Here is a 26,266-nt window from a genome sequence, read left to right as displayed (position 1 = left end):
CCATGACGATCAAGCGCATTACCCTGCACGGCATCCGCCTGCCCCTCAAGCGACCCTTCAAGATCGCCTACGACAGCTACGAGGAAATCGAGAGCCTGGTGGTCAGCATCGAGTCGACCCGTGGCGATATCGGCTGGGGCGAGGCCGTGGTCGACCAGCATGTCTCCGGCGAGACCTGGCAAGCGGCACGCGACGTCATCGCCAGGGAACTGGCCCCCCTGCTGATCGGCAAGTCCGCCGACGATATCGGCGCCTTCCATCATGCCGCCGAGGCGCGCCTGCGGCACAACCCCTCCGCCAAGGCGGCCCTGGATATCGCCCTGCATGACCTGCTGGCCCGGCAGTGCCGGCGACCGCTCTACTCCCTGCTCGGCGGCCGCTGCCATGAACGCCTCGAACTCCCCAGCGTGATCAGCATGCTGTCGCCGGAGGAGATGGCACGCCAGGCCGACGAGGCGTGCCGACAAGGCTTCCGCTCGATCAAGATCAAGCTCGGCGATGCGCCGGACGCCGACGTCGAACGCATCGCCCGGGTGCGGGAGGCGCTGCCGCCCGGCATGGCCCTGAGAGTGGATGCCAACCAGGGCTGGAGCGCCAAGCAGGCACTGGAGGTGATCCGCCGGGCCGCCCCCTACCGGGTGGAGTGGTACGAACAACCGGTGTTCATCGAGAACCTCGAGGCCTTGGCCCGGGTGACCCGGGCCACGGAGGCGGTGATCATGGCCGACGAGCCGATCCACGGGCTCCGCGACATGCTCCGGGTCATCCGCCTCGAGGCGGCCGACATGGTCAACATCAAGCTGATGAAATCCGCCGGCCTGCATGCCGCCCGCGCCATGGCCGACCTGGGCATGGCGGCCGACATCCCCTGCCAGGTGGGCTCGATGGTGGAATCCTCCATCGCCACCCTGGCCGGCGCCCACCTGGCTATCGCCCATCCCAACATCATTGCCAACGACCTGGTCGGCCCCGAGATGCTCTCGAGCGACGTGGCCGAGATGCCGGGGGACGGCACCCATATCCCCCTGGACGACTCACCGGGGCTCGGCATCCGGGTCGACGGCGACCGGGTGCGCGAGCTCAGCGTCTTCGAGGAGCGCATCGACTGAGCCAGCAAACTCGAGGACAGGTTTCGGGCCCGGCCAATGCCGGGCCCGAGGCGTTTCTGGGTGACCGGTCCCGATCCCGCCCCACAAAAAAGCCGGCCCCGTAGAGGCCGGCAAACCGATAGAGGCAGACATCCGTCTATCAGTGCATCGCTCGTTGTGTGTGGACTTATCCCTCCAGGGACATCCACACCGTCTTCAGTTCGGTGTACTCCGCCAGGCTATGGTGGGACTTGTCGCGGCCGTTGCCGGACTGCTTGACGCCGCCGAAGGGCACCGTCTGGTCGCCACCGGCCCAGTTGTTGACGAACACCTGGCCGGAGTGGAGCTTGCGCGAGACGCGCATGACGCGGTCGATGTCCTGGCTCCACAGCCCCGCGGCCAGGCCGTAGTCGCTGTCGTTGGCCATGGCCACCGCCTCGTCCTCGCTGTCGAAGCCGAACACCGACAGCACCGGGCCGAAGATCTCCTCGCGACCGATGGTCATGGCCGGGGTCACGCCGTCGAAGACGGTGGGCGGGATAAAGTAGCCAGCCCCGTCGAGGGCCTGGCCGCCGGCGCGCAGTGTCGCGCCCTCCTCGGCGCCCTTGGCGATATAGTCGAGCACCCGGCGATACTGGGTCTCGTCGACCATGGCGCCCATAAAGCTCGCGGGATCCAGCGGGTCGCCGGGCTGCATGCCCTTGGCGGCCTCGACCACCTTGTCGACGAAGGCCTCACGGATCGAGTTCTCCACCAGCAGGCGCGAGCCGGCGATGCACACCTCGCCCTGGTTATGGAAGATCGCCGCGGCGGCGTGCTGGGCCACCTTATCCAGGTCCTTGCAGTCGGCGAAGACCAGGTTGGGGGACTTGCCGCCGCACTCCAGGTAGACCCGCTTGAGGTTGGACTGACCGGCGTACTGCATCAGCTGCTTGCCCACCTGGGTGGAGCCGGTGAAGGCCAGGCAGTCGACCTCCATGGACAGCGCCAGGGCCTTGCCCACGGTGTGGCCGTAACCGGGCAGCACCTGGAAGACGCCCCGCGGCAGGCCCGCCTCCTTGGCCAACTGGGCCAGGCGCAGCGCCGACAGCGGCGACTTCTCCGAGGGCTTCAGGATCACGCAGTTGCCGGCGGCCAGCGCCGGGGCGATCTTCCAGGCGGTCATCATCAGCGGGAAGTTCCAGGGCACGATGGAGGCCACCACGCCCAGGGGCTCGCGCAGCACCAGGCCCAGGCTGTCGTCGCCGGTGGGGGCCACCTCGCCGTAGACCTTGTCGATGGATTCCGCCTGATGGCGGACGGTGCCGATGGCACCGGCCATATCGCCCAGCGAGCTGGAGACCGGCTTGCCCATGTCCAGGGTATCGAGCAGCGCCAGCTCGTCCTTGTGGGCCTCCATCAGCTCGGCGAGGCGCAGCAGCGTCTGCTTGCGCTTGGCCGGCGCCAACCGCGCCCAGTCACCCCGGGCATGGGCGGCCCGGGCCGCGGCCACGGCCCGCTCGGCATCGGCGGCGTCGCAGCTGGCGACATGCGCCAGGGTCTCGCCGGTGGCCGGGTTGAGGGTCGCCAGGGTCGCGCCGTCGACGGCATCGACGAAGGCGTCGTCGATAAAGGCGCGGGTCTCCAGGCTCGGGATCAGGCGCTCGGCCAGGGCCTGCCAGTCGGCACGGCTCTGGGGGCGTTGGCTTGCGGTCATGCGGTCTCCTCCGGCTGTGGGGCCCGGGCCAGGCGCGCCGCGGTGGCGTCCAGGGCCGCTCGAGCCTTACTCACCAGTTCGTCGATTTCGGCGTGGCTGATCACCAGGGGCGGTGACATGACCATGGTATCACCCACCGAACGCATCACCAGGCCGCTATCGAAGCAGAAGTCGCGGCACAGGGGGCCGGCGCCCAGGGCCTTGTCGAAGCGCTCGCCGGTGGCCGGGTCGATCAGTTCCAGGGCCCCCATCAGCCCCAGGGAGCGGGCCTGGCCCACCAGCGGATGCTCGGCCAGCTCGCTCCAGCGCTTGGCCAGGTAGGGACCGAGGTCGTCGCGGACCCGTTCCACCACGCCCTCGGCCTCCATCAGCTCCAGGTTCTTCAGCGCCACGGCGGCACAGGTGGGGTGACCGGAGTAGGTGAAGCCGTGGAAGAACTCGCCGCCCTCCTCGATCAGGGTATTGGCCACCCGCTCTCCCACCAGCACCCCGCCGATGGGCAGGTAACCGGAGGAGAGGCCCTTGGCGATGGGCATCAGGTCGGGCTTGAGGTCATAGTGAACGCTGCCGAACCACTCGCCCAGGCGCCCGAAACCGCAGATCACCTCGTCGGCGACCAGCAGGATATCGTACTTGGCCAACACTTCCTTGACCGCCGGCCAGTAGCTCTCCGGCGGCATGATGGCGCCACCGGCGCCCTGCACCGGCTCGGCGATAAAGGCCCCCACGTTCTCCTCGCCGAGCTCGAGGATCTTCGCCTCCAGCGCCGCGGCGCACTCGCGGCCGAAGGCCTCGGGGCTCTGATCGCGACCCTCGCCGAACCAGTAGGGCTGGCGAATATGCGCGATGTTCGGCACGCAGGGACCGCCCTGACCATGCATGGCATCCATGCCGCCGAGGCTCATGCCGGCCAGGGTAGAGCCGTGGTAGCCGTTCTCGCGACCGATGATCCACTGCTTCTCCGGCTTCCCCTTGAGGGCCCAGTAGCGGCGCACCATGCGCAGCACGGTGTCGTTGGACTCGGAGCCGGAGCCGGTGAAGAAGACATGACTGATATGCTCCGGCGCCAGTTGCACCAGCTTCTCGGCCAGCTTCACCGCGGGCGGATGGGTGGTCTTGAAGAAGTTGTTGTAGTAGGGCAGCTGGGTCAGCTGAGCGCTGGCCGCCTCCACCAGTTCCTGGCGGCCATAGCCCAGGTTGACGCACCACAGGCCGGCCATGCCGTCGAGGATGCGGTTGCCCTCGCTGTCATAGATATAGACGCCTTCGGCGCGCTCGATGATCCGGCTACCCTCTTCCCCCAGCGCCTTGAAGTCGGTGAAGGGGTGCAGGTGATGGGCACGATCCAGGGCCTGATAGTCACGAGTCGTCATGGATAAGCTCTCCAGGAAGGGCCCTTAGGCCGGCTGAGTGGGGGAAGAGGTGGAAGCGACGCCCCGGTGGGCGGCGCAGGCGGCGGAGAAGCCACGGAACAGGGCATCGTGGAGGGCATGCTCGCGGGGCTGCCACTCCGGGTGCCACTGCACCGCCAGGGCGAAGCTGGCGGCATTCGCCACCGAGACCGCCTCGATCAGGCCGTCCGGGGCCCAGCCCTCGGCGACCAAGCCTTCGCCCAGGCGATCGACGCCCTGCTGATGCAGGGAGTTGACCCGCGAGCGGGTGTCGCCGAGCAGACGCGCCAGGGCGCCATCGGCGCGCAGCTCCAGGTCATGCACCGGGGCATACTGGGCGGCCTTGTCGGCACCGCTGGGCTCGCGGTGATCGAGCATCCCGGGCACCTCCTGCACCGCCTGATGCAGGCTACCGCCGAAGGCCACGTTGAGCTCCTGGAAGCCGCGGCAGATGCCCAGCAGCGGAAGCTCCAGGGCCAGGGCCTCATGAATCCAGGTCAGGGCGGCGGCATCGCGGTGGCGGTCGTCGCGGGTATTCTGAGGGGCGCGCTCGGCGCCGTAGCGATGGGGCTCTACGTTGGTGTAGCTGCCAGTGAGCAGCAGCCCATCGACCCGGGAGAGCAGCTCCCGGGCCAGGTCGCGATCATTTTCCTGATCGCTCCACACCGGCAGGATCACCGGATTGAGCCCATACTCTCGCAGGGCACTCAGGTACTTGTCGGTCACCATCTGGGCGGCGTGCCCCTCCACCTCACGGCGGCAGGCGATCACCCCCACCAGGGGTCGTGTCGTCATGGCTGGCTCCTCGCAGGATCGCTCGGGCGTTGTTATGGTTTACTCAACATACCGCCGTTGATTTATCTTTCCAAGCACCCTCGCCAAAAAAACCAGAAGCAAAAATCCAACTTATTGTTTTTAAAAGAGCAAACCCCGCTTCATCCAAAAGTCTAAGAACCGAAAAAACGTAAAGGATTTGACAACACCCACCCACCAAGAAAGGATAAAGGTCATCTACAACGACCATAAGCCCCATAGGTGAGCGCCATGTCTTCCACTCCCACCGATGACGTCCAGGCCTTTCTCGACCGCCACCCGGAGATCGACAGCTTCGACCTGCTGATCAGCGACCTCAATGGCGTCATCCGCGGCAAGCGCATCCCCCGGGAAAACCTGACCAAGGCCTATGACAGCGGCATCGCCCTGCCCGCCTCGGTCTTCGCCCTGGATATCAACGGCAACACCATCGAAGAGACCGGCCTGGGCCTGGCCATCGGTGACAGCGACCGTCTCTGTCGGCCGATTCCCGGCAGCCTGATGCCGGTGCCCTGGCTGCGCGATGGTCGCCAGGGTCAACTGTTGATGACCATGGTGGAGTCCGACGAGTCGCCCTTCTTCGCCGACCCCCGCCAGGTGCTTTCCCGGGTTCTGGGACGCTTGACCGCCCAGGGCCTGACCCCGGTGGTGGCCCTGGAGCTGGAGTTCTACCTGGTGGACCGCCAGCGGACCGAGGCGGGGCTGATCCAGCCGCCGCGCTCCCCGGGCAGCGGCGAGCGGGCCACCCAGAGCCAGCTCTACTCGATGCTGGAGCTGGACGAGTACGCCGACTTCCTGGAGGAGATCCAGGCCGCCGCCGAGACCCAGGGCCTGCCCCTGGACACTGCCCTCAAGGAGTGTGCCCCGGGGCAGTTCGAGATCAATCTGATCCACTGCGCCGATGCCATCCAGGCCTGCGACAGCGCCGTGCTGCTCAAGCGACTGATCAAGGGCGTGGCCCTCAAGCATGGCTTCGAGGCCACCTTCATGGCCAAGCCCTACGGCCAGGAGGCCGGCAACGGCACCCATGTGCATATCAGCCTGCTCGACGCCGAGGGCAACAACGTCTTCAGCGAGACCGGCGACGATGTCCTCGGCAGCCCCCGCCTCAACCAGGCGGTGGCCGGGTTGCTGGAGCACATGCCCAGCTCCATGGCGCTGTTCGCCCCCAACCTCAACTCCTTCCGCCGCCTGCAGCCGGGGCTCTATGTGCCCATGGCCCCCACCTGGGGCTTCGACAACCGCTCGGTGGCCCTGCGCGTGCCCTCCGGGCCTCGGGTGGCACGCCGCATCGAGCACCGGGTGGCCGGCGCGGACGTCAATCCCTACCTGCTGCTGGCCACCCTGCTGGCCTCCCTGCATGACGGCCTGACTCGCGAGCTGACCCCGCCGCCGGCGATCACCGGCAACGCCTACGACCAGGTGGAGGACAGCCTGACCAATAGCTGGCAGCAGGCCCTGGACCTGCTGGAGGCGGACGAAGTGCTGGGCGAGGCCCTGGGCCGCGACTTTATCCACGTCTTCGTGGCCAATCGCCGCGCCGAGCGGGCCCAGGCCATGCAGGCGGTGAGCCAGCTCGAATATGACTGGTATCTCCGCCACGTCTGATCGCCCAGCCTATGGCGGCAGGCTGACCTGGTGGCAGGCACTACGCAAAGACGCTGTGAACCCATCCCTGGGCGCTCGACTTTTTCATCCCTGAAAAAGACGCTTTGCTACGACCTGCCCCCAGTTCCGCCGCCCTGACGACAGCAACAACGACCGCCACAACGATAAACACGGAATCTCCGGCTCGCGACGCGAGCCGGCGGGCCGGATTTGCCCACCCCAACGACCGCCACAACAAAGAGGCAAGCTCCTATGGAAACCCCCAAACGACTCTGGCTGACCGGCCTGCTGCTCTTGCTGCTGATGGCCGCCGGCCCTCTGCTGGCCGATGAACGCCTGTCAACTCCCGGCCTGATTCTCCAGGGCGTGGGCTTCGAGATCGAGGTCGGTGCCGATGCCGGCCACCGCCTGACCCTGGATGGCCAGCCGCTGACGCTGGTCGAAGGCGAGGCGGGCCAGTGGCTCGCCGAGGCCAGCCTCGGCGAAGGGACCGGCGTCCTGGAGCTCTTCGACGCCCAGGGCCAGCTGCTCGAGCGCCAAACGCTCTCGGCCATTCCCGCCTGGCTCTCCCTGGTTCCGGCACTGACCGCCATCGGTATCGCGCTGATCTTCCGCCAGGTGATCGTGGCACTCTTCCTGGGGATCCTGCTGGGGGGCTGGATCTACCACGGCATGAGCGCCGCGGCGCTGTTCACCGCCTTCAACGAGACGGTCAGCGTGCACCTGCTGGAGGCCGCCAGCGACAGCGAACACATGGCGGTGGTGCTCTTCTGCTTGCTGATCGGCGGCATGGTGGGGATCATCTCCCGCAACGGCGGCACTCAAGGCATCGCCATGCGGATCACCCGTTATATCCGCAACCGCCGCCAGGCCCAGACCACCACCGGCCTGCTGGGGCTGGCGATCTTCTTCGACGACTACGCCAACGCCCTGATCGTCGGCAACACCATGCGCAATATCTGCGACAAGCTGCGCATCTCCCGGGCCAAGCTGGCCTATATCGTCGACTGCACCGCGGCGCCGGTCTCCGCGGTGATGCTGGTCACCACCTGGATCGGCTTCCAGGTCGGCCTGATCCAGCAGGCCATGAGCGAGATCGACGGCTGGAGCGAGTCCGCCTACACCGTCTTTATCAAGTCCCTGCCCTATAACTTCTACCCCTTCCTGGCGGTGGCCTTCGTCTTCCTGCTGGTATGGAGCCGCCGCGACTTCGGCCCCATGCTCGGCGCCGAGCGCCGCGCCCTGGGCGGAGACGCCAGCCGCTCGCCGGTGACGCCCCGGGAAGCGGTGGTGGAAGAGGCCGAGATCGAGACCAAGCCGGGCATCGCCCTGCGCGCCCTCAATGCGGTGATTCCCATGCTGGTGCTGGTGGCCTTTACCATCGGCGGCATCATCACCACCGGCGCCGAAGCCCTGGGCCCGGGCGATCACAGCATCTGGGACACCTTCGGCGAGGGCGACGCCTTCTCCGCCATGATGTGGGGCTCGCTGGCCGCCTGTATCACCGCCGTGGTGATGACCCTGGGCCAGCGCCTGATGAGCATGAGCGAGACCACCCACTACTGGTTCGAGGGGGTCAAGTCGATGCTGCTGCCCCTGACCATCCTGATGATGGCCTGGGCCCTGGCCAACGTGAACGATGCCCTGGGCACCAGCGACTTCCTGATCGCCACCCTCGGTCAGGCGCTCTCGCCGCAGTGGCTGCCGGCCGCCATCTTCACCCTGGCCGCCTTCACCGCCTTCGCCACCGGCTCCTCCTGGGGCGTGATGGGGATCATGATGCCGCTGACCATTCCCCTGGCCTGGGCGATCCTCGACCTGCACGGCCTGGCGGGCACCGCCGAAGGCATGCCGCTGCTCTACGCCTCGGTGGCCGGGGTCCTGGCCGGTGCGGTCTGGGGCGACCACTGCTCGCCGCTGGCCGAGTCCACCCTGCTGGCGGCCATGGCCAGCGGCTGCGACCTGATCGAGCATGTGCGCACCCAGCTGCCCTATGCGCTGCTGGTGGGCGTGGTGGCACTGCTGTTCGGTAGCGTAGGGGTAGGCCATGGCCTGAGCTGGTGGCTGGGCCTGGCGATCGGCCTGGGGGTGCTGGCCCTGGCCCTGCGCCTGCTCGGCAAGCGCGCCGAGGACGGCATCGTCGAGGCGAACCCTGCCCTCGCCAAGTAACGACATCCCAGCCGAAAACGCCAAGGGGGCCGCGATTGCGGCCCCCTTGGCGTTTTAGGACGGGAGACAGGCCCTCGGCCTGGCCAGCCGAGTCGCTTAGGCATCGCCCTCGGCGACCACCGCGGCCTGCCACTGTACCCGACCATCCACCACCGGCAGGCGCTCCGCCCGGGGCGGGTTATCCAGGCGCCGGGTGCGCACCTCGTCATCCAGGCGGTAGGTGACGTTATAGCCCAGATGCTCCTCATGGGTCTCGGTAACGGTATGACACTGCCGTTCGGTGACCGCCTGCACCTGATTGGCCTCGACACGCTCCTGCACCTCGCGACCGGCCAGGCCGCCGCCCACGGCGCCGGCCAGGGTGGCCAGCTTGCGACCGTTGCCGCCGCCTACCTGGTTGCCCAGCAGGCCGCCGACGATGGCCCCGGCGGCGGTACCCACGATGCGGTTGGGGTCCCGGGTCGGCGCCTGATGGTAGGTCACTACCTCTTCGCAGACCTCCCGCGGCACCTCGCTGCGGCGCACCGCGGGCTCCACCCCCAGCACCTCGGCATAGACCGGTTCGGGCACCTCCGCCGCCGGCTCACCGGCGAACTGCTGGCCCTGATAGGCCCCCAGGGCCAGGCCACCCAGGCCCAGGACCGCCAGACTGGTTCCGACGATAATGGCTTTACTCATGACGCCTCCTCGATTCACAACGGGTGGCGAGGCGCCGGCTCCATGGATCACTCGGCGCCGACGAGTCGGCATCCGGCCGCCCCATCGGCAATCACTACAAGACTCTCCCAGTATAAGGAAACCACCCCCTTCCCGGCGCCCGGTGAGCGATTTGTCATGACTTTGCATCGACTGTCGCCGCATGGCGACGTATCGCCGCCCTGCCCCAGAACGACCCCAGCCATCGCCCCGGCGACACTCACCGGCACGCTCGGACGGGGCCGATGCCGCGACTGCACTAGGCTGAGGTCACAAGGCTTACCCTCGAGGCAGGAGATTTATCATGGCGACCCTTCCGACACAGGCGGACGCGGTGATCATCGGCCAGGGCGGTATCGTCGGCGCCTCGGTGGCCCACCACCTGCTCGCCCTGGGCTGGACCCACCTGGTGGGCATCGATGCCGCGGCCATCCCCACCGATGCGGGCTCCACCGCCCACGCCTCCGACTTCTGCTACATGACCTCCCACGACCGCCTGAGCTGCTACACCACCACCTATAGCCAGCGCTTCTACGAGGCCCTGGGGCACTATCACAGGGTCGGCGGCCTGGAGATCGCCCGGGTCGGCGACGAGGCACGCTTCGATGAGCTCAAGCGCAAGGTGGCCTCCGGCAAGGCCTTCGGCACCCGCGCCGAGCTGATCGACGCCGACCAGACGGTGGCGCGCTTCCCGCTGCTCGATCGGGCGCATGTCCTGGGCGCCCTCTGGGACCCGGACGCCGGCCTGGTGGTACCCCGCTCCCAGCGGGTGGCGGGGCGGCTGATCGAGGAGGCGGTGGCCGGCGGCGGGCTGCGCACCTTCGCCGATACCCCGGCCCTGGATATCGACGTCCAGGCGGGCCGGGTGTGCGGCGTCGAGACTCCGAAGGGGCGCATCGCCACGCCCCTGGTGATCCTCGCCTGCGGCATCTGGGGCCCCCTGCCCGCCGCCCTGGCCGGGGCGGCCCTGCCGCTGATGCCGGTGGAGCACCCGCTGCTGTTCTTCGGCCCCTTCGACGACTTCGCCGGCAGCGGCCTGGAGATCGGCTATCCGCTGCTGCGCGACCAGGGCAACTCCGCCTACCTGCGCGATACCGGCGACCCGCGCTCCACCGAGGGCGGCCAACTGGAATGGGGCTACTACGAGACCCGCGAGCCACGGCTGGTGCCTCCCGGGGAGATCCTCTCCCGGGACCAGGCGCGACTCTCCCCTTCCATGCGCGACCTGAGCGCCGAGCAGATCGCCGCCCCCTTCGAACGGGCGCTGGAGCTCACCCCGCGGCTCGCCGAGCTGGGCTGGGACGACAAGCACTCCTTCAATGGCCTGCTCTCGGTCACCTCCGACGGCGGCTCCCTGGTGGGCGAGGCCCCGGAGGTGCGCGGCCTGTGGTGCTGCGAGGCGGTATGGGTCAAGGATGGCCCCGGCATGGGCAAGCTTCTCGCCGACTGGCTGACCCACGGCCGCCCCGAGCTCGATCCCTGCGGCATCGATATCGCGCGCTTCTACCCGGTGCAGAAGACCCCGGGCCATGTGCTGGGTCGCTGCCGGGAGATCGCCCGCAAGATCTATGATCCGCCGGTGCATCCCCGGGAGCCCTTCGAGAGCGGCCGCGACCTGCGCCGCGGCCCTTTCTGGCCCCGGGAGCGGGAACTCGGCGGCTACTTCATGGAGGCGGCGGGCTGGGAGCGGGCCCACGGCTATGCCGCCAACGAGACGCGCCTCGCCGCCCTGCTCGAGCGGGTACCGCAGCGGCCGGTGGAGTGGGATGGCCGCCACTTCTGGCGGGTCTCCAACGCCGAGCAGCTGGCCATGAGCGAGGGGGTGGGAATGATCAACCTCTCCCACTTCGCCATCTACGATATCTCGGGGCGCGACGCCGAGGCGCTGCTGGAGCGACTCTCGGTGGCCAAGGTGGGCGGCGACACGGCCATCGGCAAGGGGGTCTATACCCACTTCCTGGATGCCGCCGGCGGGGTGCATTCGGACCTGACCATCGTGCGCCTGGCCGAGCGGGCCTGGCGGGTAATCTGCGGCGGCGATACCGGCCATCGGGACCTGATGTGGCTCCGTCGCCAGGCGGAGGCCTTCGGCCTGAGCCGCTGGCAGCTGGAGGATCGCAGCGATGGCCTGGCCACCCTGGGGGTCTGGGGCCCCCGGGCCCGGGCGACCCTGCAGGCGCTATGCGATACCCCGGAGGTGCTGGACGCGGAGCGCTTCCCCTTCGCCGGCGCCCGGGAGATACGCCTCGCCGGCCTGCCGATCTGGGCCTTCCGCATCTCCTATGTGGGCGAGCAGGGCTGGGAGCTCCATGTGCCCTTCAGCTATGGCCTGACCCTCTGGGATCGGCTCTTCGAGGCGGGGGTGGTACCGGTGGGCATCGAGACCTACGCCAATAGCCGGCGCCTGGAGAAGAGCCTGCGCCTGCAGAACGTCGACCTGCTGACCGACTACAACCTCTATGAGGCGGGCCTGGCGCGGCCTAGGGTCAAGGCCGCCGACTTCCTCGGCAAGGCCGCCTACCTGGAACAGCGGGCGCGCCCCCACCAGCCGGCGACGCTCTGCACCCTGGTGATGGAGGCCGTGACCGACGGCGCCGGGCGGCCGCGCTTCCCGGTGGGCCAGTCGCCGCTGCTCGACCCGGAGAGCGGCGAGGTGCCCGTCGACGACCTGGGTCGGCGCAGCTACACCACCAGCATCGCCTACGGGCCCTCGCTGGGGCGCCATATCGCCCTGGCCTACCTGCCCCACGGTTACGCCGAGGAGGGACGCGAGCTGCTGCTGGAGTATTTCGGCGAGCACTACCCGATGCGGGTAGCGGCGGTGGGCTACCGGGCCCTCTATGACCCGGATAGCCAGCGCCCAAGAAGCTAGGTCGGATAAGCCGCAGGCGCATCCGACGCCGTCAGCGATCCTCACCTGGATCGTCGGATGCCCTCGCCGGAGGCTCGCTTATCCGACCTACCGCCTAGATCCCCAGCTTATCGCGGGTGGAATAGTACCAGGCGCCCAGCGCCGAGAAGGGCACCCGCAGCAGGCGCCCGCCCGGGAAGGGCAGGTGCGGCAGGCCGGCGAAGGCGTCGAAGCGTTCGCTCTCGCCACGCATCGTCTCGGCGATCAGCTTGCCGGCCAGGTGCGAGCAGGTGACGCCATGCCCGGAGTAGCCCTGGGCGAAGTAGACGTTGTCGTTGAGCCGGCCGAACTGGGGCAGGCGATTGAGGGTCAGCAGGAAGTTGCCGCTCCAGGCGTAATCCACCTTGATGTCGGCCAGCTGCGGGAAGGTCTTCAGCAGCTTGGGGCGAATCACCGCCTCGATGCTGGCCAGGTCCTGGCCACCATAGCTGGTTCCCCCCCCGTAGAGCAGGCGATTGTCGGCGGTCAGGCGGTAGTAATCGAGCAGGTAGTTGCAGTCCTCCACCGCCATGTCGTTGGGCAGCAGGGCCCGGGCGGTGGCCTCGTCCAGGGGCTCGGTGGTGATGATCTGGGTGCCGCAGGGCATCGACTTGCTCTCCAGTCGCGGCTCCACGCCCTGCATATAGGCGTTGCCCGCCAGCACCACCCGCTGGGCACGCACCTCGCCGCCGGGGGTGGTGAGCACCACCGGGGCGCCATGGGTCAGCTGGGTCACCGGGCTCTGCTCGTAAATCACCCCGCCCAGGGACTCGAAGGCGGCGGCCTGGCCCAGCACCAGGTTGAGCGGATGGATATGGCCCCCGGAGTGGTCGATCAGGGCCCCGGTGTAGCGCGAACTCCCCACCTCCCGCTTGACCGCCTCACCCTCCAAGAGCTCCAGCTGGTCATGGCCGTAACGCTGCCAGAGTGCCTGATGCTCGCGCAGTCCCTCGAGCTGCTTGGCATTGCAGGCGGCGAAGACGTTGCCCTCCTTGAGATCGCAGGCGATCCCGTACCGGGCGATGCGATCACGGATGATGCGATTTCCCTCGAAGGCCATGCTGCCCAGGGCCCGGGCGCTATCCTCGCCATACTTGGACTCGATGACGTCCATATCGCGGCTGTAGCTGTTGACCAGCTGGCCGCCGTTGCGGCCGGAGGCGCCGAAGCCGACCCGGGCCGCCTCCAGCACCACCACCGACTGGCCCTGTTCGGCCAGGTGCAGGGCGGCGGAGATGCCGGTGAAGCCGGCCCCCACCACGCAGATATCGCACTCCACGCGCCCGCTGACCGGGGGACGCTCGGGGGCGGGGTTGGCGGAGGCGGCATAGTAGGAGGCCACATGCTGGGTAGGCTGGTGGGCGGACATCGGCTCACTCCCTTTTATGTTGATTATTCTTTCCATGCTATCACAGGCCGGATAGACGAAAAGTGGAAACAGCAAAAAATGGCCCCTGAAATCGTCTCCAGGGGCCAACGACGGCTCAATACTCGTCAACTATCAAGTAACATACGCCATCACGCCTCCTGCATGGCCAGCTGCACCGCCTGGCGCCGCCTGGCCTCGCTGCGGCGCATGAAGTACCAGGCCAGGAAGGTGGCCAGCGATACCGCCAGGATGATCAGGGTGGCCAGGGCATTGATCTTCGGCGAGACGCCCAGGCGTACCGAGGAGAAGACCACCATGGGCAGGGTCGTGGCCCCGGGCCCGGAGACGAAGCTGGCGATCACCAGGTCATCCAGCGACAGGGTGAAGGCCAGCAGCCAGCCGGCGGCCAGCGCCGGGGCGATCACCGGCAGGGTGATCTGGAAGAAGGTCTTCACCGGCGGCGCCCCCAGGTCCATGGCCGCCTCCTCCAGGGAGAGATCCACCTCGCGCAGCCTCGACGAGACCACCACCGCCACATAGGCGCTGCAGAAGGTGGTGTGGGCGATCCAGATGGTCACCATGCCGCGATCCCCGGGCCAGCCGATCAGCTCCGCCATATGCACGAACAGCAGCAACAGCGACAGGCCGGTGATCACCTCCGGCATCACCAGGGGCGCGGTGATCATGCTGGCCAATGCCGTCTTGCCGGGAAAGCGCGCGAAACGCACCATCACGAAGGCGGCCAGGGTCCCCAGGCAGACCGCCATGCTGGCGGAGAAGAAGGCGATACGCAGGCTGGTCCAGACCGCATCGAGGATCTGCTGATCGCGGAACAGCTCGATATACCAATGCCCGGAGAAGCCCGCCCAGACCGTGACCAGGCGCGAGGCGTTGAAGGAGTAGAAGACCAGGATCAGCATCGGCAGGTAGAGGAACACCAGCCCGAGGATCAGCATCACCGTGGTAAAGGATGGCTTTCTCATGGTCACTCCTTGAGTTCACGGGACTGATAGCGATGGAAGAGCGCGATGGGAATCAGCAGCAGCCCCAGCATCACCATGGCCAGCGCCGAGGCCACCGGCCAGTCACGGTTGTTGAAGAACTCCTCCCACAGCACCTTGCCGATCATCAGCGTATCGGGGCCGCCCAGCAGCTCGGGGATCACGTACTCCCCCACCGCCGGGATAAACACCAGCATGGAGCCGGCGATGATTCCGCTCTTGGAGAGCGGCAGGGTGACCCTGAGGAAGGTATTGATGCTGCGCGAGCCCAGGTCCGAGGCGGCCTCCAGCAGAGAGTTGTCGAGCCGGGTCAGGTTGGCGTAGAGCGGCAGCACCATGAACGGCAGATAGGCGTAGACGATGCCCAGCATCACCGCGAAGTTGGTGTTCATCATACGGATCGGCGAATCGATCACCCCCAGCCACAGCAGGGTGTTGTTGATCAGGCCGTTGTTGCTGAGGATGCCCATCCAGGCATAGACCCGGATCAGGAAGGAGGTCCAGGAGGGCAACATCACCAGCAGCAGCAGCACCAGCTGCCAGTGGGCCGGGGCCCGGGCCATGGCATAGGCCATGGGGTAGCCGATCAGCAAACAGGCCAGGGTCGAGGCGAAGGCGATCTTCAGCGACCCCCAGTAGGCCGACACATAGAGGCTGTCGGACATCAGGAAGAGGTAGTTGCCGAAGGTCACCACCAGGCGCATTGTCTCGGCGCCAAAATCCACCATGGCGCTATAGGGCGGAATGGCGATGGCCGCCTCGGAAAGGCTGATCTTGAGGACGATGCCGAAGGGCATCAGGAAGAACAGGGTCAGCCACAGCAGGGGCACGGCGATGACCCAGCCGCGACGGGGCTTGAGCCACCGCCGCAGGCGTTGCGAAGTCAGGGCAGGCATAGGAGTCTCCGATGCTCGGGGGCGGAATCCGGGGAGCGAGGCCGCGTCTCGGGAGCGGGCGTCGGGCTAGTCGCGCAGGACCACGGCGCTGCGCTCCTCCCAGTGGATATAGACCGTGTCGCCCCAGCTGGGGCGCTCGCTGCGCCGGGTGGTATTGGCCAGGCTGACCTTGACCAGGTGCCCCTGCTCGGTGCGCACGTAGTAGACCGAGAGCCCGCCCAGGTAGGCGATATCCTCCACCGTGCCGGCGGCCCAGTTGAAGTCGCCCGGGGGGCGCTCGCGGCTCAGCAGGGTCTTCTCCGGGCGTACCGCCACCCAGACGCCACGCTCGTCGGCGGGGGTGCTGATGCCGTGATCGATGCAGATGCGCCGCCCCAGCTCCGGGCTGTCGATGATGCAGTGATCCGCCTCATCCACCACGATCTCGCCGGCGAACAGGTTCACGGTGCCGACGAACTCCGCCACCATGCGGTTGGCCGGGCTCTCGTAGACGTCCATGGGCGAGCCCACCTGGACGATCCAGCCATCGGACATGATCGCCACCCGGTCGGCCATGGTCATGGCCTCTTCCTGGTCGTGGGTGACCATGATGCAGGTCACCCCGACCCGCTCGAGGATCTCCACCACCTCGAGCTGCATCTCGGTGCGCAGCTTCTTGTCCAGGGCCCCCATGGGCTCGTCGAGCAGCAGCAGGCTGGGGCGCTTGGCCAGGGAGCGGGCCAGGGCCACCCGCTGGCGCTGACCACCGGAGAGCTGGTGCGGCTTGCGCTTGGCGTAGCCCTCCATATGCACCAGCTTGAGCATCTCGGCGACCCGCTCGCGGATCTCCGCCTTGGGCAGCTTGTCCTGCTTGAGGCCGAAGGCGATATTCTCGGCCACCGTCATATGCGGGAAGAGCGCATAGGACTGGAACATCATGTTGATGGGCCGCTCGTAAGGGGGCGTGCGGGAGATATCCTGCCCCTCCAGCAGGATCTGCCCCTCGCTGGGCTTCTCGAAACCGGCCAGCATGCGCAGCAGCGTCGACTTGCCGGAACCGGAGCCCCCCAGCAGGGCGAAGATCTCGCCGCGGCGAATGGTCAGGTTGACGTCATCCACCGCCAGCACCTCGTCGAAGCGCTTGCTGACGCGGCGGATCTCCATCAGCGTCTCTTTCTTGACGCGCGAGCCTCTGCCGGAGGTCGCCGCCGGCTCGCCGACCGAAGGCGCCGGGTAGCCGGCATCGCCTCGGGCAGCACTCAGGGTCATGGGCTGGGTCATCACATCACTCTCCAAGACATCCGCGGTGGGAAAGCGGCCGCCCCGGGCCGGGGCGGCGCGCCGATCAATTACCGGACTTGACCCGGTTCCAGGTGCGAGTCATGACCCGCTGGGCGGAGAGCGGCTTGGGCTTGGCCACGTACAGCTTCTCCATCACCTCCGCGGTGGGATAGATGGAGGTATCGCCCAGGATCTCCTCGGGCAGGTGCTCATTGGCCGCTCGATTGGGATTGGCGTAGAGCACGTACTCGGTGATGCCGGCGGCGATCTCCGGCTCGAGGATGAAATTGATAAAGGCGTGGGCGTTCTCGGGATTGGGCGCGTCGGCGGGGATCGCCATCAGGTCGAACCACAGCGCCGCCCCCTCCTTGGGAATGGTATAGGCGATCTCGATGCCGTTGCCGGCCTCCTCGGCCCGGTCGGCGGCCTGGAACATGTCCCCGGAGAAGCCGGCGGCCACGCAGATATCGCCGTTGGCCAGGTCGGAGATATAGCGGGAGGAGTGGAAGTAGGTGATATGCTCGCGCACCGCGGCGATGGTATCGCCTGCCTGGGCGATATCCTCGGCCTCGGTGCTGTGCGGGTCGAGCCCCAGGTAGGCCATCGCCGCCGGCAGCATCTCGTCGCCGGAGTCGAGCATGGAGATGCCGCAACCGCCCTCATGAAGGGCCGCGGTCACCTCGGGATCGAAGATCAGCGCCCAGGAGTCCACCGGCGCGTCCTCGCCGAGGATCTCCTCGACGCGCTCGACGTTATAGCCGATGCCGTTGGTGCCCCACATATAGGGGATGGAGTAGTGGTTGCCCGGATCGACGTTCTCCAACTGGGTGAGCAGGGTCGGATCCAGGTTGACGATATTGGGCAGGCGGTCATGATCGAGCTCGCCGTAGACCCCGGCGGCCATCTGGCGCACCAGGTAGTGGTTGGAGGGGATCACCACGTCATAGCCGGAACGCCCGGAGAGCAGCGCCGCCTCCAGCACCTCATTGCTGTCGTAGACGTCGTAGACCACTTCGATCCCCGTCTCGGCGGTAAAGCGCTCCAGGGTGTCCTCGCCGATATAGTCGGACCAGTTGTAGACCCGTACCTCGTTGGCCTGAACGGCCGCGGCGGCCAGGGTCAGGGAGGCCGCGGCAACGGCCAGGGACAGCTTGCGTTGATAGGTCATTTTGGCACCTCGATGTCGTTGTTGTTGGTTCGGGAAAACCGATCTCCCAGCCTAGCCGGAGCGCCCCGCGGCGGTCTCAACGGGACGCCCCCGGCGTGACCGGGCCTTACACGCTAAGCAGCAGGAACTCCCGCTCCCAGGAACTAATTACCCGCTTGAAGTTCTCGTTCTCCACCCGCTTCACCGCCACGTAGCCGCGCAGGAACTTGCCACCCAGGAACTCCTCCAGCTCGGCGCAGTTCTCCATGCGCTCCAGGGCATGTTCCAGGGTGAAGGGCAGGCGCAGGTTGCGTCGCTCGAAGGCACGTCCCTGCACCGGGGCGGTGGGGTTGATGCCGCGCATCATGCCGATATAGCCACACAGCAGGCTCGCCGCGATGGCCAGGTAGGCGTTGGCATCGGCGCCGGGCAGGCGATTCTCCACCCGGCGATTTTGCGGCGAGGAGTCCGGGACTCGCAGCCCGCAGGTACGATTCTCCTCGCCCCACTCCACGTTGACCGGCGCCGAGGTATCGGGCAGGAAACGGCGGAAGGAGTTGACGTTGGGGGCCATCAGCGGCAGTGCCTCGGGGATATAGCGCTGCAGACCACCGATATGATGCAGGAAGAGCTCGCTCATGGTGCCGTCGTCGTTGGAGAAGACGTTCTGCCCGGTGGTGGCATCCAGCACGCTCTGATGGATATGCATGGCGCTGCCCGGCTCGTTGGTCACCGGCTTGGCCATAAAGGTGGCCGCCACATCATGCTTGAGGGCCGCCTCGCGCATGGTGCGCTTGAACAGGAAGACCTGATCGGCCAGCGCCAGGGGATCGCCGTGACGGAAGTTGATCTCCATCTGGGCGGTGCCTTCCTCGTGAATCAGGGTGTCGATGTCCAGCCCCTGGGCCTCGCACCAGTCGTACATGTCCTCGAACAGCGGATCGAACTCGTTGGCGGCATCGATGGAGAAGGACTGACGGCCGGTCTCCTGGCGCCCGCTGCGGCCGATGGGCGGCTGCAACGGCAGGTCCGGGTCCTCGCAGCGCTTGGTCAGGTAGAACTCCATCTCCGGCGCCACCACCGGCTTCCAGCCTTGGGCGGCATAGAGCGCCAGCACCTTCTTGAGCTGGTTGCGGCTGGAGAGCTCGATGGGGTTGCCCTGCTTGTCGAAGCAGTCGTGGATCACCTGGGCGGTGGGTTCCAGCGCCCAGGGCACCGGGTAGGCGGCGGAGAGATCCGGCTTGCAGATCATGTCGATATCCGCCGGGTCGAGCAGCGAGTAGTAGATATCGTCTTCCACATAGTCGCCGGTGACGGTCTGCAGCAGCACGCTCTCGGGCAGGCGCATGCCCTTCTCGGCGACGAACTTGGAGACCGGGGCGATCTTGCCCCGGGCGATGCCGGTGATATCGCTGACCAGGCACTCCACCTCGGTGATCTGGCGTTCCTTGAGCCAACTCTCGAGATCTTTCATAACAACCTCGTGTCTCGGGCCGGCGGAGGATTCCACCGCCCTCAATTGGGTTATAGACGGTCGCGCAGCTTGTAGAAGGCGGTGGCCAGCACCAGCAGCGGGGTGCGCAGCCGCTCGCCGCCGGGAAAGCGTCGGTGGGGCATGGCGGCGAAGGCGTCGAAGCGGCCGCTCTGGCCATCGATGGCCTCGGCCATCAGCTTGCCGGCCAGCCCGGCCAGGGCCATGCCGTGACCGGAGTAGCCCTGGGCATAGTAGAGGTTGCTGCCTACCCGCCCGAAGTCCGGGGCGCGGTTGAAGGTGATGGCCACGTCGCCGCCCCAGCGGTAGTCGATGGGCACCCCCGCCAGCACCGGGAAGAGGCGGGCGATCTTGGCATCCATGCGTGCCTTAAGGCCCCTGGGCTCGCGGCCGTTATAGCTGACCTGACCGCCGTAGATCAGCCGCCGGTCGCCGCTGAGGCGATAGTAGTCGAGGACGAAGTTGGCATCCGCCAGGGCATCGTTGCGGGGCAGCACCCGGGCGGCCTGCTCCTCGCTCAGGGGGGCGGTGGCGATCATGTAGTTGGCGGCGCGCATGACGCGACCGTCCAGGCGGGGAATCAGCCCGCCGAGATAGGCATTGCCGGCCACCACCACGAAGTCGGCGGTGACGCTGCCGTGGGCGGTGCGCACCCGGGCCGGGGCGCCCTCCTCCACGTCCAGCACGGCGCTGTGCTCATGCAGACGCACGCCGGCCCGCTGGGCGGCCCGGGCCAGGCCCAGGGTGTAGTTCAGGGGGTGCAGGTGACCGGCCTCGCTCTCGTAGAGGACGCCGGGATAGGCGTCGCTGACCACATGCTGGCGCAGGGCATCGCCCTCCAGCCAGCTCAGGGCCTGGTAGTCGTAGTCCCGGGCGAGGCGATCGCGGAACTCGCAGAGCTCCTTGATATGGCGGCGCTTTACCGCGGCATGCAGATAGCCCCAGCTGAGGTCGCAGGGGATGGCATGGCGTTCCACCAGCTCGGCGGTGAGGCGTACCGCCTCGCGGCTCATCTCCCAGATCTCACGGGCGGCCGACAGCCCCAGGGCCTTTTCCACGGTGGCGATATCGGTGCCCAGCCCCGGCAGGATCTGGCCGCCGCTGCGCCCGGAGGCGCCGAAGCCGATCTCGTTGGCCTCCAGCAGCACCACCGAATGGCCGCGCTCGGCCAGGTGCAGGGCCGCCGAGCAGCCGGTGATGCCGCCGCCGATCACGCAGACATCGGCACGGGTATCGTGATCCAGGGGGGGGCAAGGGGCGAGTTCCACCGCCACGCTATCGCGATAATAGGAGCGGGGACCGGCATGGAGTGAGGCATCGGTGGTCATGCAGACCTTCCTTACGGAGGATGGCATCGCGGCCATCAGGGTTATTGTTGAAATAGTTGACCACATCGCCGGGATGGGTCGCGGCTTACCCTGCCGCTTTCTTGGTTCCTAGTCTGGCACCAGACCCGGGGAAGATGTCAAGTATTTAACAACGACTTTCTTGCCGCCCGCGTTGAAAGCCTGCCGATCGCCAACAAAAAACCAAGTATCACCAGATAATTAGAAAAAATATCGACAAAACACCGGGGATCGCTTAGCGGTAACGTCACCGTCAGGGCGTCAAGTGATTACGATCATTCGAAAAGCCGATGACGGGCCGAGGGCATGCCTCGTTCATGGTGAGTATCCAATACCTGATTAGCCTACTAAGCAACTAAAGGGGGAGCTATTGGCGGCTCGGCGGCGGGTAAGGGGTAACGGCATCAGCATAGCCCGCCCCCTGGCAAGGAGATAGCCAGGGGGCGGGCCATGGAAAGGCGGGTGGCGGAGGGAGTTAACGGTCGGCGCAGTGGGGACAGCCGGGGTCCCGGGGCACCCGGAAGCGGCGCCACTCGCCGCTCAGGCCATCGAAGGTGGAGAGCCCGCGATGGGGGGTGCCGGCGCCGCTGAGCCACTTCACCGCCTCCAGGGCCTGGAAGCTGCCGATCAGCCCCACCAGGGGCGCCACCACGCCGTTCTCGGCACAGCGCAGCGCCTCGTCGCTCTCGCCGTGCTCTCCCGGGGGATAGAGGCAGGCGTAGCAGGGGCTCTCGGGATCCCGGGGGTCGAAGAGCGCCAGCTGGCCGGAGAAGCGAATCGCCGCCCCGGAAATCAAGGGCGTGCCCGCCGCCAGGCAGGCACGGTTGATGGCGTAGCGGCTGGAGAAGCGATCGGTGCAGTCGAGCACCAGGTCCGCCGCGGCCACCGCCGCGGCCAGCGCCTCGCCGCTCAGGTGCTCGGTGAGTGTCTCGACACGGCAGTCGGGGTTGAGGGCCAGCGCCGCCTCCCGGGCCGATTCCGCCTTGTTGCGCCCCAGGTCCGCCATGCCGTGGGCGATCTGGCGCTGGAGGTTGGAGAGCTCCACCACGTCGGCATCCGCCAGGGTCAGGCGTCCCACCCCGGCGGCGGCGAGATAGAGGGCCACCGGCGAGCCCAGGCCACCGGCGCCGATCACCAGGACGTGACCGGCCAGCAGCCGTTCCTGGCCGTCGATCTCGATGGATTCCAGCATGATCTGGCGGCTGTAGCGCAGCAGCGCCTGGTCGTTCATCGCCACGGCAGGCTCCTCGTCAGCGGCATCCTCACTTGCCCTCCAGTTGCTCGATATCGGGCACGTGCAGGGAGAACTCCTCCTTGACCTCCTCCATCACCACATAGCTCTTCGACTCCTTGACCCCGGGCAGGGTCAGGACGACGTCGCCGAGCAGTTGGCGATAGGCGGACATCTCGGGAATGCGGCACTTGAGGATGTAATCGAACTGGCCGGAGACCAGGTGACACTCCTGAATCTGCGGCAGCTTGCTGACCGCCCGGCGAAACTCGTCGAAGACCGCCGGGGACTGGGTCTCCAGGCTGATCTCCACGAACACCAGCAGGTTGGCCTTGAGCGCCTTGGGATCCAGCACCGCCTTGTAGCCGCGGATGATGCCGGAGCGCTCCAGGCGCTTGACTCGCTCCAGGCAGGGGGTGGTGGAGAGCCCGACCTGGGCGGCCAGATCCACGTAGGAGATGCGGGCGTTTTCCTGCAGGCAACGCAGGATCTTGAGATCGATACGGTCCAGGGATCGCGTCTTGGCTTTCATTATAATGGGTGTCCGAGCACAAAAAGATGTCATGCCAGCCGACCGGCGTGGGGCACCTATTCATCTTAGCTGATTGAGTTATTGGTAGCGCTTTTTACCAGCAAGCCAGCTCCCACTGGCAAAAAACCCTGAGGTGTAACCTAGTATTACCATAGGATTGCGCCGGGGCTCCAGTCCGCCCCTCGCCGGGCCGGAGTCGCGTCAGAGCCGCGTCAGGGCCGCGTCAGGGGCTCGCCAGGCGTCCCAGGCTCAGGCGCTCATGGCCGGCCAGGTCGGCCAGGCTCGCCACCTCGGCATAGCCGGCCTCGCTCAGGGCCCGGCGCACCGCCGCCCCCTGCTCGAAACCGTGCTCCAGCAGCAGCCAGCCGCCGGGCTCCAGGTGGCATCGCGCCCCGGCCACCAGGTGGTGCAGGTCGGCCAGCCCCTGGTCATCGGCCACCAGGGCGCTGGCGGGCTCGAAGCGCACGTCGCCCTGCCCCAGGTGGGGATCGTCGGCGGCGATATAGGGGGGGTTGGCGACGATCAGCGCGAAGCGCTCGTCGGCGCCCTCCTCCGCCAAGGCCGCAAACCAGTCGCTCTCGCGGAACTCGGCGTTGGTGATGCCGAGCCGTGCGGCATTGTGTCGCGCCAGGCTCACCGCCTCGGGGGCGAGATCGAGGCCCAGCACCGCCCAGCCGGGGCGTTCGCTGGCGAAGGCCAGGGCGATGGCGCCGGTACCGGTACCCAGGTCGAGCAGTCGTCCCCGGGGCGCCGCGGCCCGGGCCAGGGCCGCCTCCACCAGGGTCTCGGTATCGGGGCGCGGGATCAGGGTCGCCTCGGAGGTGGCCAGGCGCAGCCCCCAGAACTCCCGCTCGCCGGTGAGGTAGGCCACCGGTCGCCCCTGGGCGCGGGCCGCCACCAGGGCCTCGAAGCGGGCCCGCTCGAGGGTCGGCGCCTGCCGGTCACCCCAGGTGTAGAGCCAGGTTCGCTCCACCCCCAGCACATGGCAGAGCAGCACCTCGGCGTCCAGGCGTGGACTCGGCGAGCCGCTCTCGGCCAGTCGCCGGGCGGCCCGCGCCAGCAGGGCATCGTGGGTCATCACGCCTCCTGCTGCAGGGCCGCCAGCTGCTCCGCCTGATGCTCCTGGAGCAGCGGCTCGACCACCTCGTCGAGCTCGCCGGCCATCACCTCCCCCAGCTTGTAGAGGGTCAGGTTGATGCGGTGATCGGTGACCCGCCCCTGGGGGAAGTTATAGGTGCGGATACGCTCGCTGCGATCGCCGCTGCCCACCAGGGAGCGGCGGGTATCGGCCTGCTGCTGACGCTGACTGTCCTGGGCGCTCTGCTTGAGCCTGGCGGCCAGCAGCGACATGGCCTTGGCCTTGTTCTTGTGCTGGCTGCGCTCCTCCTGGCACTCCACCACCACCCCGGAGGGCAGGTGGGTGATGCGCACCGCCGAGTCGGTGGTGTTGACGTGCTGACCGCCGGCGCCGCTGGAGCGGTAGGTATCGATGCGCAGGTCACCGCTGTTGATCTCCACGTCGCCGACGGCATCGGCCTCGGGCATCACCGCCACGGTACAGGCGGAGGTATGGATACGCCCCTGGGACTCGGTGGCGGGCACCCGCTGCACCCGGTGCGCGCCGGACTCGAACTTCAGCCGCGCATAGACGCCCTCGCCCTTGACCCGGGAGATCAGCTCCTTGTAGCCGCCCTGCTCGCCATGGCTGGCGCTGATCACCTCGACCTTCCAGCCGTGCTTCTCGGCGTAGCGGGAGTACATGCGGAAGAGGTCGCCGGCGAACAGCGCCGCCTCATCGCCGCCGGTGCCGGCGCGCACTTCCAGGTAGACGCTGCGCCCGTCGTCCGGGTCCCTGGGGATCAGCAGGCGCTTGAGCTCCGCCTCCAGGGTCTCCAGGCGCTCCTGCCCCTCGGCCCGCTCCAGCTCCGCCAGCTCGCGCATCTCGGCGTCGCTGTCGGTGAGCAGCCCCTCGGCGGCGGCGATATCCGCCTCGACCCCCAGGTAGTCGTTCCAGCAGGCCACCAGCGGCTCCAGCTCGGCATACTCCCGGGAGTAATCGCGGAAGCGCGCCTGATCGGCGATCACCTCCGGCTCGGCGAGCAGGGCCGCGAGCTCTTCGAAACGCTCGGTAAAGGAGTCCAGACGCTGGCGCAGTGTGGCTTTCATGAAGGGTCCTGTGGTTGCTTCAGGGATCCTGAGAGAGTAACAGGGTCTCGGCGGCGGCCAGCAGATCCTGGCGTCCCGCCCCGGAGGCCTCACGCAGCTTGAGCGTGGGGCCGTGCATCAACTTGTTGGTGAGCTGGCGGGCCAGGCGCGTGATCACCGCCTCGGGGTCCTCGCCCCGCGCCAGTTGCGCCAGGGCCTGGGCCTCGGCGGCCTCGCGCAGCGCCTCGCCCTGGCCACGATAGCGGCGAATCAGGTCACCGGCGCTGCGCACTCGGCGCTCGTGCAGCCAGGCCCCCACGCCGTGCTCGATCAGGTTCTCCGCGGCGTCGGCGGCCACCTGGCGATGGCGGCGATTCTCCGCGATCACCTCGTGGAGGTCGTCCACGGTATAGAGGAAGACATCGGCGAGCTCGCCCACCTGGGGCTCGATATCCCGCGGCACGGCGATATCCACCATAAACACCGGGCGATGGCGACGCTGCCTGAGGGCCCGCTCGACCATGCCCTTGCCGAGGATCGGCAGCGGCGCCGCCGTGGAGGAGATCACCATATCGGCGCGGATCAGCGCATCGGGGATCTCGTCGAGGCCGATCGCCTCGCCAGCGACGCCGTCGGCGACCCGCGCCGCCCGCTCACGGGTGCGGTTGGCCACCACCAGGCGCTTGATGCCGGCCTGGCGCAGGTGGCGGGCCACCAGCTCGATGGTCTCGCCGGCGCCGATCAGCAGGGCCTCGGCCTTGGCGAAATCATCGAAGATATGGCTGGCCAGGCTGACCGCGGCATAGGCCACCGACACCGGGTTCTCGCCGATGCCGGTCTCGGTGCGCACCTGCTTGGCGATGGCGAAGGTGTGCTGGAAGAGGCGCTCCAGCTCGCCGCCCAGGCCGCGATACTCCCGCGCCATCTGGTAGGCGTCCTTGAGCTGGCCGAGGATCTGCGGCTCCCCCAGCACCATGGAGTCGAGCCCCGCCGCCACCCGCATCAGATGGCGGGCGGCCTCGCCGTCCAGGTAGTGGTAGGCGCAGCGGCCGAGATCGGCCACCTCCAGGCCATGGAAGCGCCCCAGCCAGTCGAGGATCGCCTGCTCGCCACTGGCCTCGGTCACGCAGTAGAGCTCGGTGCGATTGCAGGTGGAGAGCACCGCCGCCTCGCGCACCTCGGGCAGGGTACGCAGCTCCGCCAGGGCCTGCTCCAGCTGGGCCGGCGTGAAGGCGACCTGCTCGCGCACCTCCACCGCGGCGGTCTTGTGATTGATTCCGAGTGCCAGAAGGGTCATGCGATCAGCGTCTTCGCTCAGGAGTCCGGGGGCGATGGTGTCGCACACCACGCGGTGCGCGTCGCCCGAAGATCATTATCGCCGGAGAAGGCCGGCAACCAAAACCGGCGCATTCTATCATAGCCGCGACGCAGCGGCGCCCCCGCTCCATCCTGCCCCAGCGCCGAATGCAATAGCCCTGCCCACCCCCACATTGCCC

Annotated in this window: 20 protein-coding genes; 4 read left to right on the top strand and 16 right to left on the bottom strand. The window is 67.6% G+C overall.

The window, feature by feature from the left end; all coding sequences use genetic code 11:
• The first annotated feature begins 2 nt into the window (after window positions 1-2).
• Window positions 3-1,109: a mandelate racemase/muconate lactonizing enzyme family protein gene (locus NFU04_RS02975; protein WP_251308037.1), complete on the top strand. Its 1,107-nt coding sequence runs from the start codon at window positions 3-5 to the stop codon at window positions 1,107-1,109.
• A gap of 166 nt (window positions 1,110-1,275) precedes the next feature.
• On the opposite strand, the gene NFU04_RS02970 is transcribed toward NFU04_RS02975, so the two are convergent.
• The 3 genes from NFU04_RS02970 to NFU04_RS02960 are packed head-to-tail and all read right to left on the bottom strand — an operon-like array spanning window position 1,276 to window position 4,970.
• A complete protein-coding gene (locus NFU04_RS02970; RefSeq protein ID WP_251308036.1) occupies window positions 1,276-2,784 on the bottom strand; it encodes an aldehyde dehydrogenase in 1,509 nt (502 codons plus the stop codon).
• The gene (locus tag NFU04_RS02965) at window positions 2,781-4,157 is read right to left on the bottom strand and encodes an aspartate aminotransferase family protein (protein ID WP_251308035.1); all 1,377 of its coding nucleotides are present in this window, start codon (window positions 4,155-4,157) and stop codon (window positions 2,781-2,783) included. Before NFU04_RS02965 ends, NFU04_RS02970 begins: the two co-directional genes overlap by 4 nt.
• A 24-nt stretch (window positions 4,158-4,181) precedes the next feature.
• Window positions 4,182-4,970: a gamma-glutamyl-gamma-aminobutyrate hydrolase family protein gene (locus tag NFU04_RS02960; RefSeq protein WP_251308034.1), complete on the bottom strand. Its 789-nt coding sequence runs from the start codon at window positions 4,968-4,970 to the stop codon at window positions 4,182-4,184.
• 249 nt (window positions 4,971-5,219) lie between these two features.
• On the opposite strand from NFU04_RS02960, the gene NFU04_RS02955 reads away from it, so the two are divergent.
• Both NFU04_RS02955 and NFU04_RS02950 read left to right on the top strand, forming a co-directional pair.
• On the top strand, window positions 5,220-6,596 hold the full coding sequence (locus NFU04_RS02955; RefSeq protein WP_251308033.1) for a glutamine synthetase family protein: 1,377 nt from the start codon (window positions 5,220-5,222) through the stop codon (window positions 6,594-6,596).
• 252 nt (window positions 6,597-6,848) lie between these two features.
• Window positions 6,849-8,765 carry a Na+/H+ antiporter NhaC family protein gene (locus NFU04_RS02950; RefSeq protein WP_251308032.1) on the top strand — a complete coding sequence of 639 codons (1,917 nt, stop codon included), beginning with the start codon at window positions 6,849-6,851 and terminating at the stop codon, window positions 8,763-8,765.
• Window positions 8,766-8,861: 96 nt separating this feature from the next.
• Here NFU04_RS02950 and NFU04_RS02945 read toward each other — a convergent pair whose 3' ends face one another.
• On the bottom strand, window positions 8,862-9,443 hold the full coding sequence (locus NFU04_RS02945) for a glycine zipper 2TM domain-containing protein (RefSeq protein ID WP_251308031.1): 582 nt from the start codon (window positions 9,441-9,443) through the stop codon (window positions 8,862-8,864).
• A 322-nt stretch (window positions 9,444-9,765) separates the two neighbouring features.
• Here NFU04_RS02945 and NFU04_RS02940 point away from each other — a divergent pair, with 322 nt between their 5' ends.
• Entirely contained in the window at window positions 9,766-12,333 is a 2,568-nt protein-coding gene (locus NFU04_RS02940; RefSeq protein WP_251308030.1) for a GcvT family protein, read from the top strand.
• Window positions 12,334-12,427: 94 nt separating this feature from the next.
• Here the strand turns inward: NFU04_RS02940 and NFU04_RS02935 are convergent, their stop codons facing one another.
• From NFU04_RS02935 to hemA, 12 genes are all read right to left on the bottom strand, one after another.
• The gene (locus NFU04_RS02935) at window positions 12,428-13,720 is read right to left on the bottom strand and encodes an NAD(P)/FAD-dependent oxidoreductase (RefSeq protein ID WP_251308029.1); all 1,293 of its coding nucleotides are present in this window, start codon (window positions 13,718-13,720) and stop codon (window positions 12,428-12,430) included.
• 149 nt (window positions 13,721-13,869) lie between these two features.
• Complete coding sequence (locus NFU04_RS02930) at window positions 13,870-14,703, bottom strand: ABC transporter permease subunit (protein ID WP_251308028.1); 834 nt, start codon at window positions 14,701-14,703, stop codon at window positions 13,870-13,872.
• A gap of 2 nt (window positions 14,704-14,705) precedes the next feature.
• Window positions 14,706-15,617, bottom strand: a complete 912-nt coding sequence (locus NFU04_RS02925; protein ID WP_251308027.1) for an ABC transporter permease subunit — start codon at window positions 15,615-15,617, stop codon at window positions 14,706-14,708.
• Window positions 15,618-15,683: 66 nt separating this feature from the next.
• A complete protein-coding gene (locus NFU04_RS02920) occupies window positions 15,684-16,760 on the bottom strand; it encodes an ABC transporter ATP-binding protein (RefSeq protein WP_251308168.1) in 1,077 nt (358 codons plus the stop codon).
• Window positions 16,761-16,941: 181 nt separating this feature from the next.
• Complete coding sequence (locus NFU04_RS02915; protein ID WP_251308026.1) at window positions 16,942-18,045, bottom strand: polyamine ABC transporter substrate-binding protein; 1,104 nt, start codon at window positions 18,043-18,045, stop codon at window positions 16,942-16,944.
• Window positions 18,046-18,151: 106 nt separating this feature from the next.
• The gene (locus NFU04_RS02910; protein ID WP_251308025.1) at window positions 18,152-19,498 is read right to left on the bottom strand and encodes a glutamine synthetase family protein; all 1,347 of its coding nucleotides are present in this window, start codon (window positions 19,496-19,498) and stop codon (window positions 18,152-18,154) included.
• A 50-nt stretch (window positions 19,499-19,548) separates the two neighbouring features.
• A complete protein-coding gene (locus NFU04_RS02905; RefSeq protein WP_251308024.1) occupies window positions 19,549-20,844 on the bottom strand; it encodes an NAD(P)/FAD-dependent oxidoreductase in 1,296 nt (431 codons plus the stop codon).
• Between the two features lie 493 nt (window positions 20,845-21,337).
• Window positions 21,338-22,093, bottom strand: a complete 756-nt coding sequence (locus NFU04_RS02900; protein ID WP_251308167.1) for a HesA/MoeB/ThiF family protein — start codon at window positions 22,091-22,093, stop codon at window positions 21,338-21,340.
• 31 nt (window positions 22,094-22,124) lie between these two features.
• Window positions 22,125-22,625 carry an Lrp/AsnC ligand binding domain-containing protein gene (locus tag NFU04_RS02895; RefSeq protein WP_251308023.1) on the bottom strand — a complete coding sequence of 167 codons (501 nt, stop codon included), beginning with the start codon at window positions 22,623-22,625 and terminating at the stop codon, window positions 22,125-22,127.
• 223 nt (window positions 22,626-22,848) lie between these two features.
• Window positions 22,849-23,703, bottom strand: coding sequence for a peptide chain release factor N(5)-glutamine methyltransferase (gene prmC / locus NFU04_RS02890; protein WP_251308022.1), 855 nt, complete (start codon window positions 23,701-23,703; stop codon window positions 22,849-22,851).
• Window positions 23,703-24,791 carry a peptide chain release factor 1 gene (gene prfA, locus NFU04_RS02885; RefSeq protein ID WP_251308021.1) on the bottom strand — a complete coding sequence of 363 codons (1,089 nt, stop codon included), beginning with the start codon at window positions 24,789-24,791 and terminating at the stop codon, window positions 23,703-23,705. Before prfA ends, prmC begins: the two co-directional genes overlap by 1 nt.
• Window positions 24,792-24,810: 19 nt before the next feature.
• Window positions 24,811-26,067, bottom strand: coding sequence for a glutamyl-tRNA reductase (gene hemA / locus NFU04_RS02880; RefSeq protein WP_251308020.1), 1,257 nt, complete (start codon window positions 26,065-26,067; stop codon window positions 24,811-24,813).
• Window positions 26,068-26,266: the final 199 nt, after the last annotated feature.

Origin of the sequence: Halomonas sp. NCCP-2165 (assembly GCF_023708045.1) — a bacterium.
Classification (GTDB): domain Bacteria; phylum Pseudomonadota; class Gammaproteobacteria; order Pseudomonadales; family Halomonadaceae; genus Bisbaumannia; species Bisbaumannia pacifica.
Note: the sequence above shows the minus strand (reverse complement) of the source record. Positions and strands in the feature narration are given on the sequence as shown.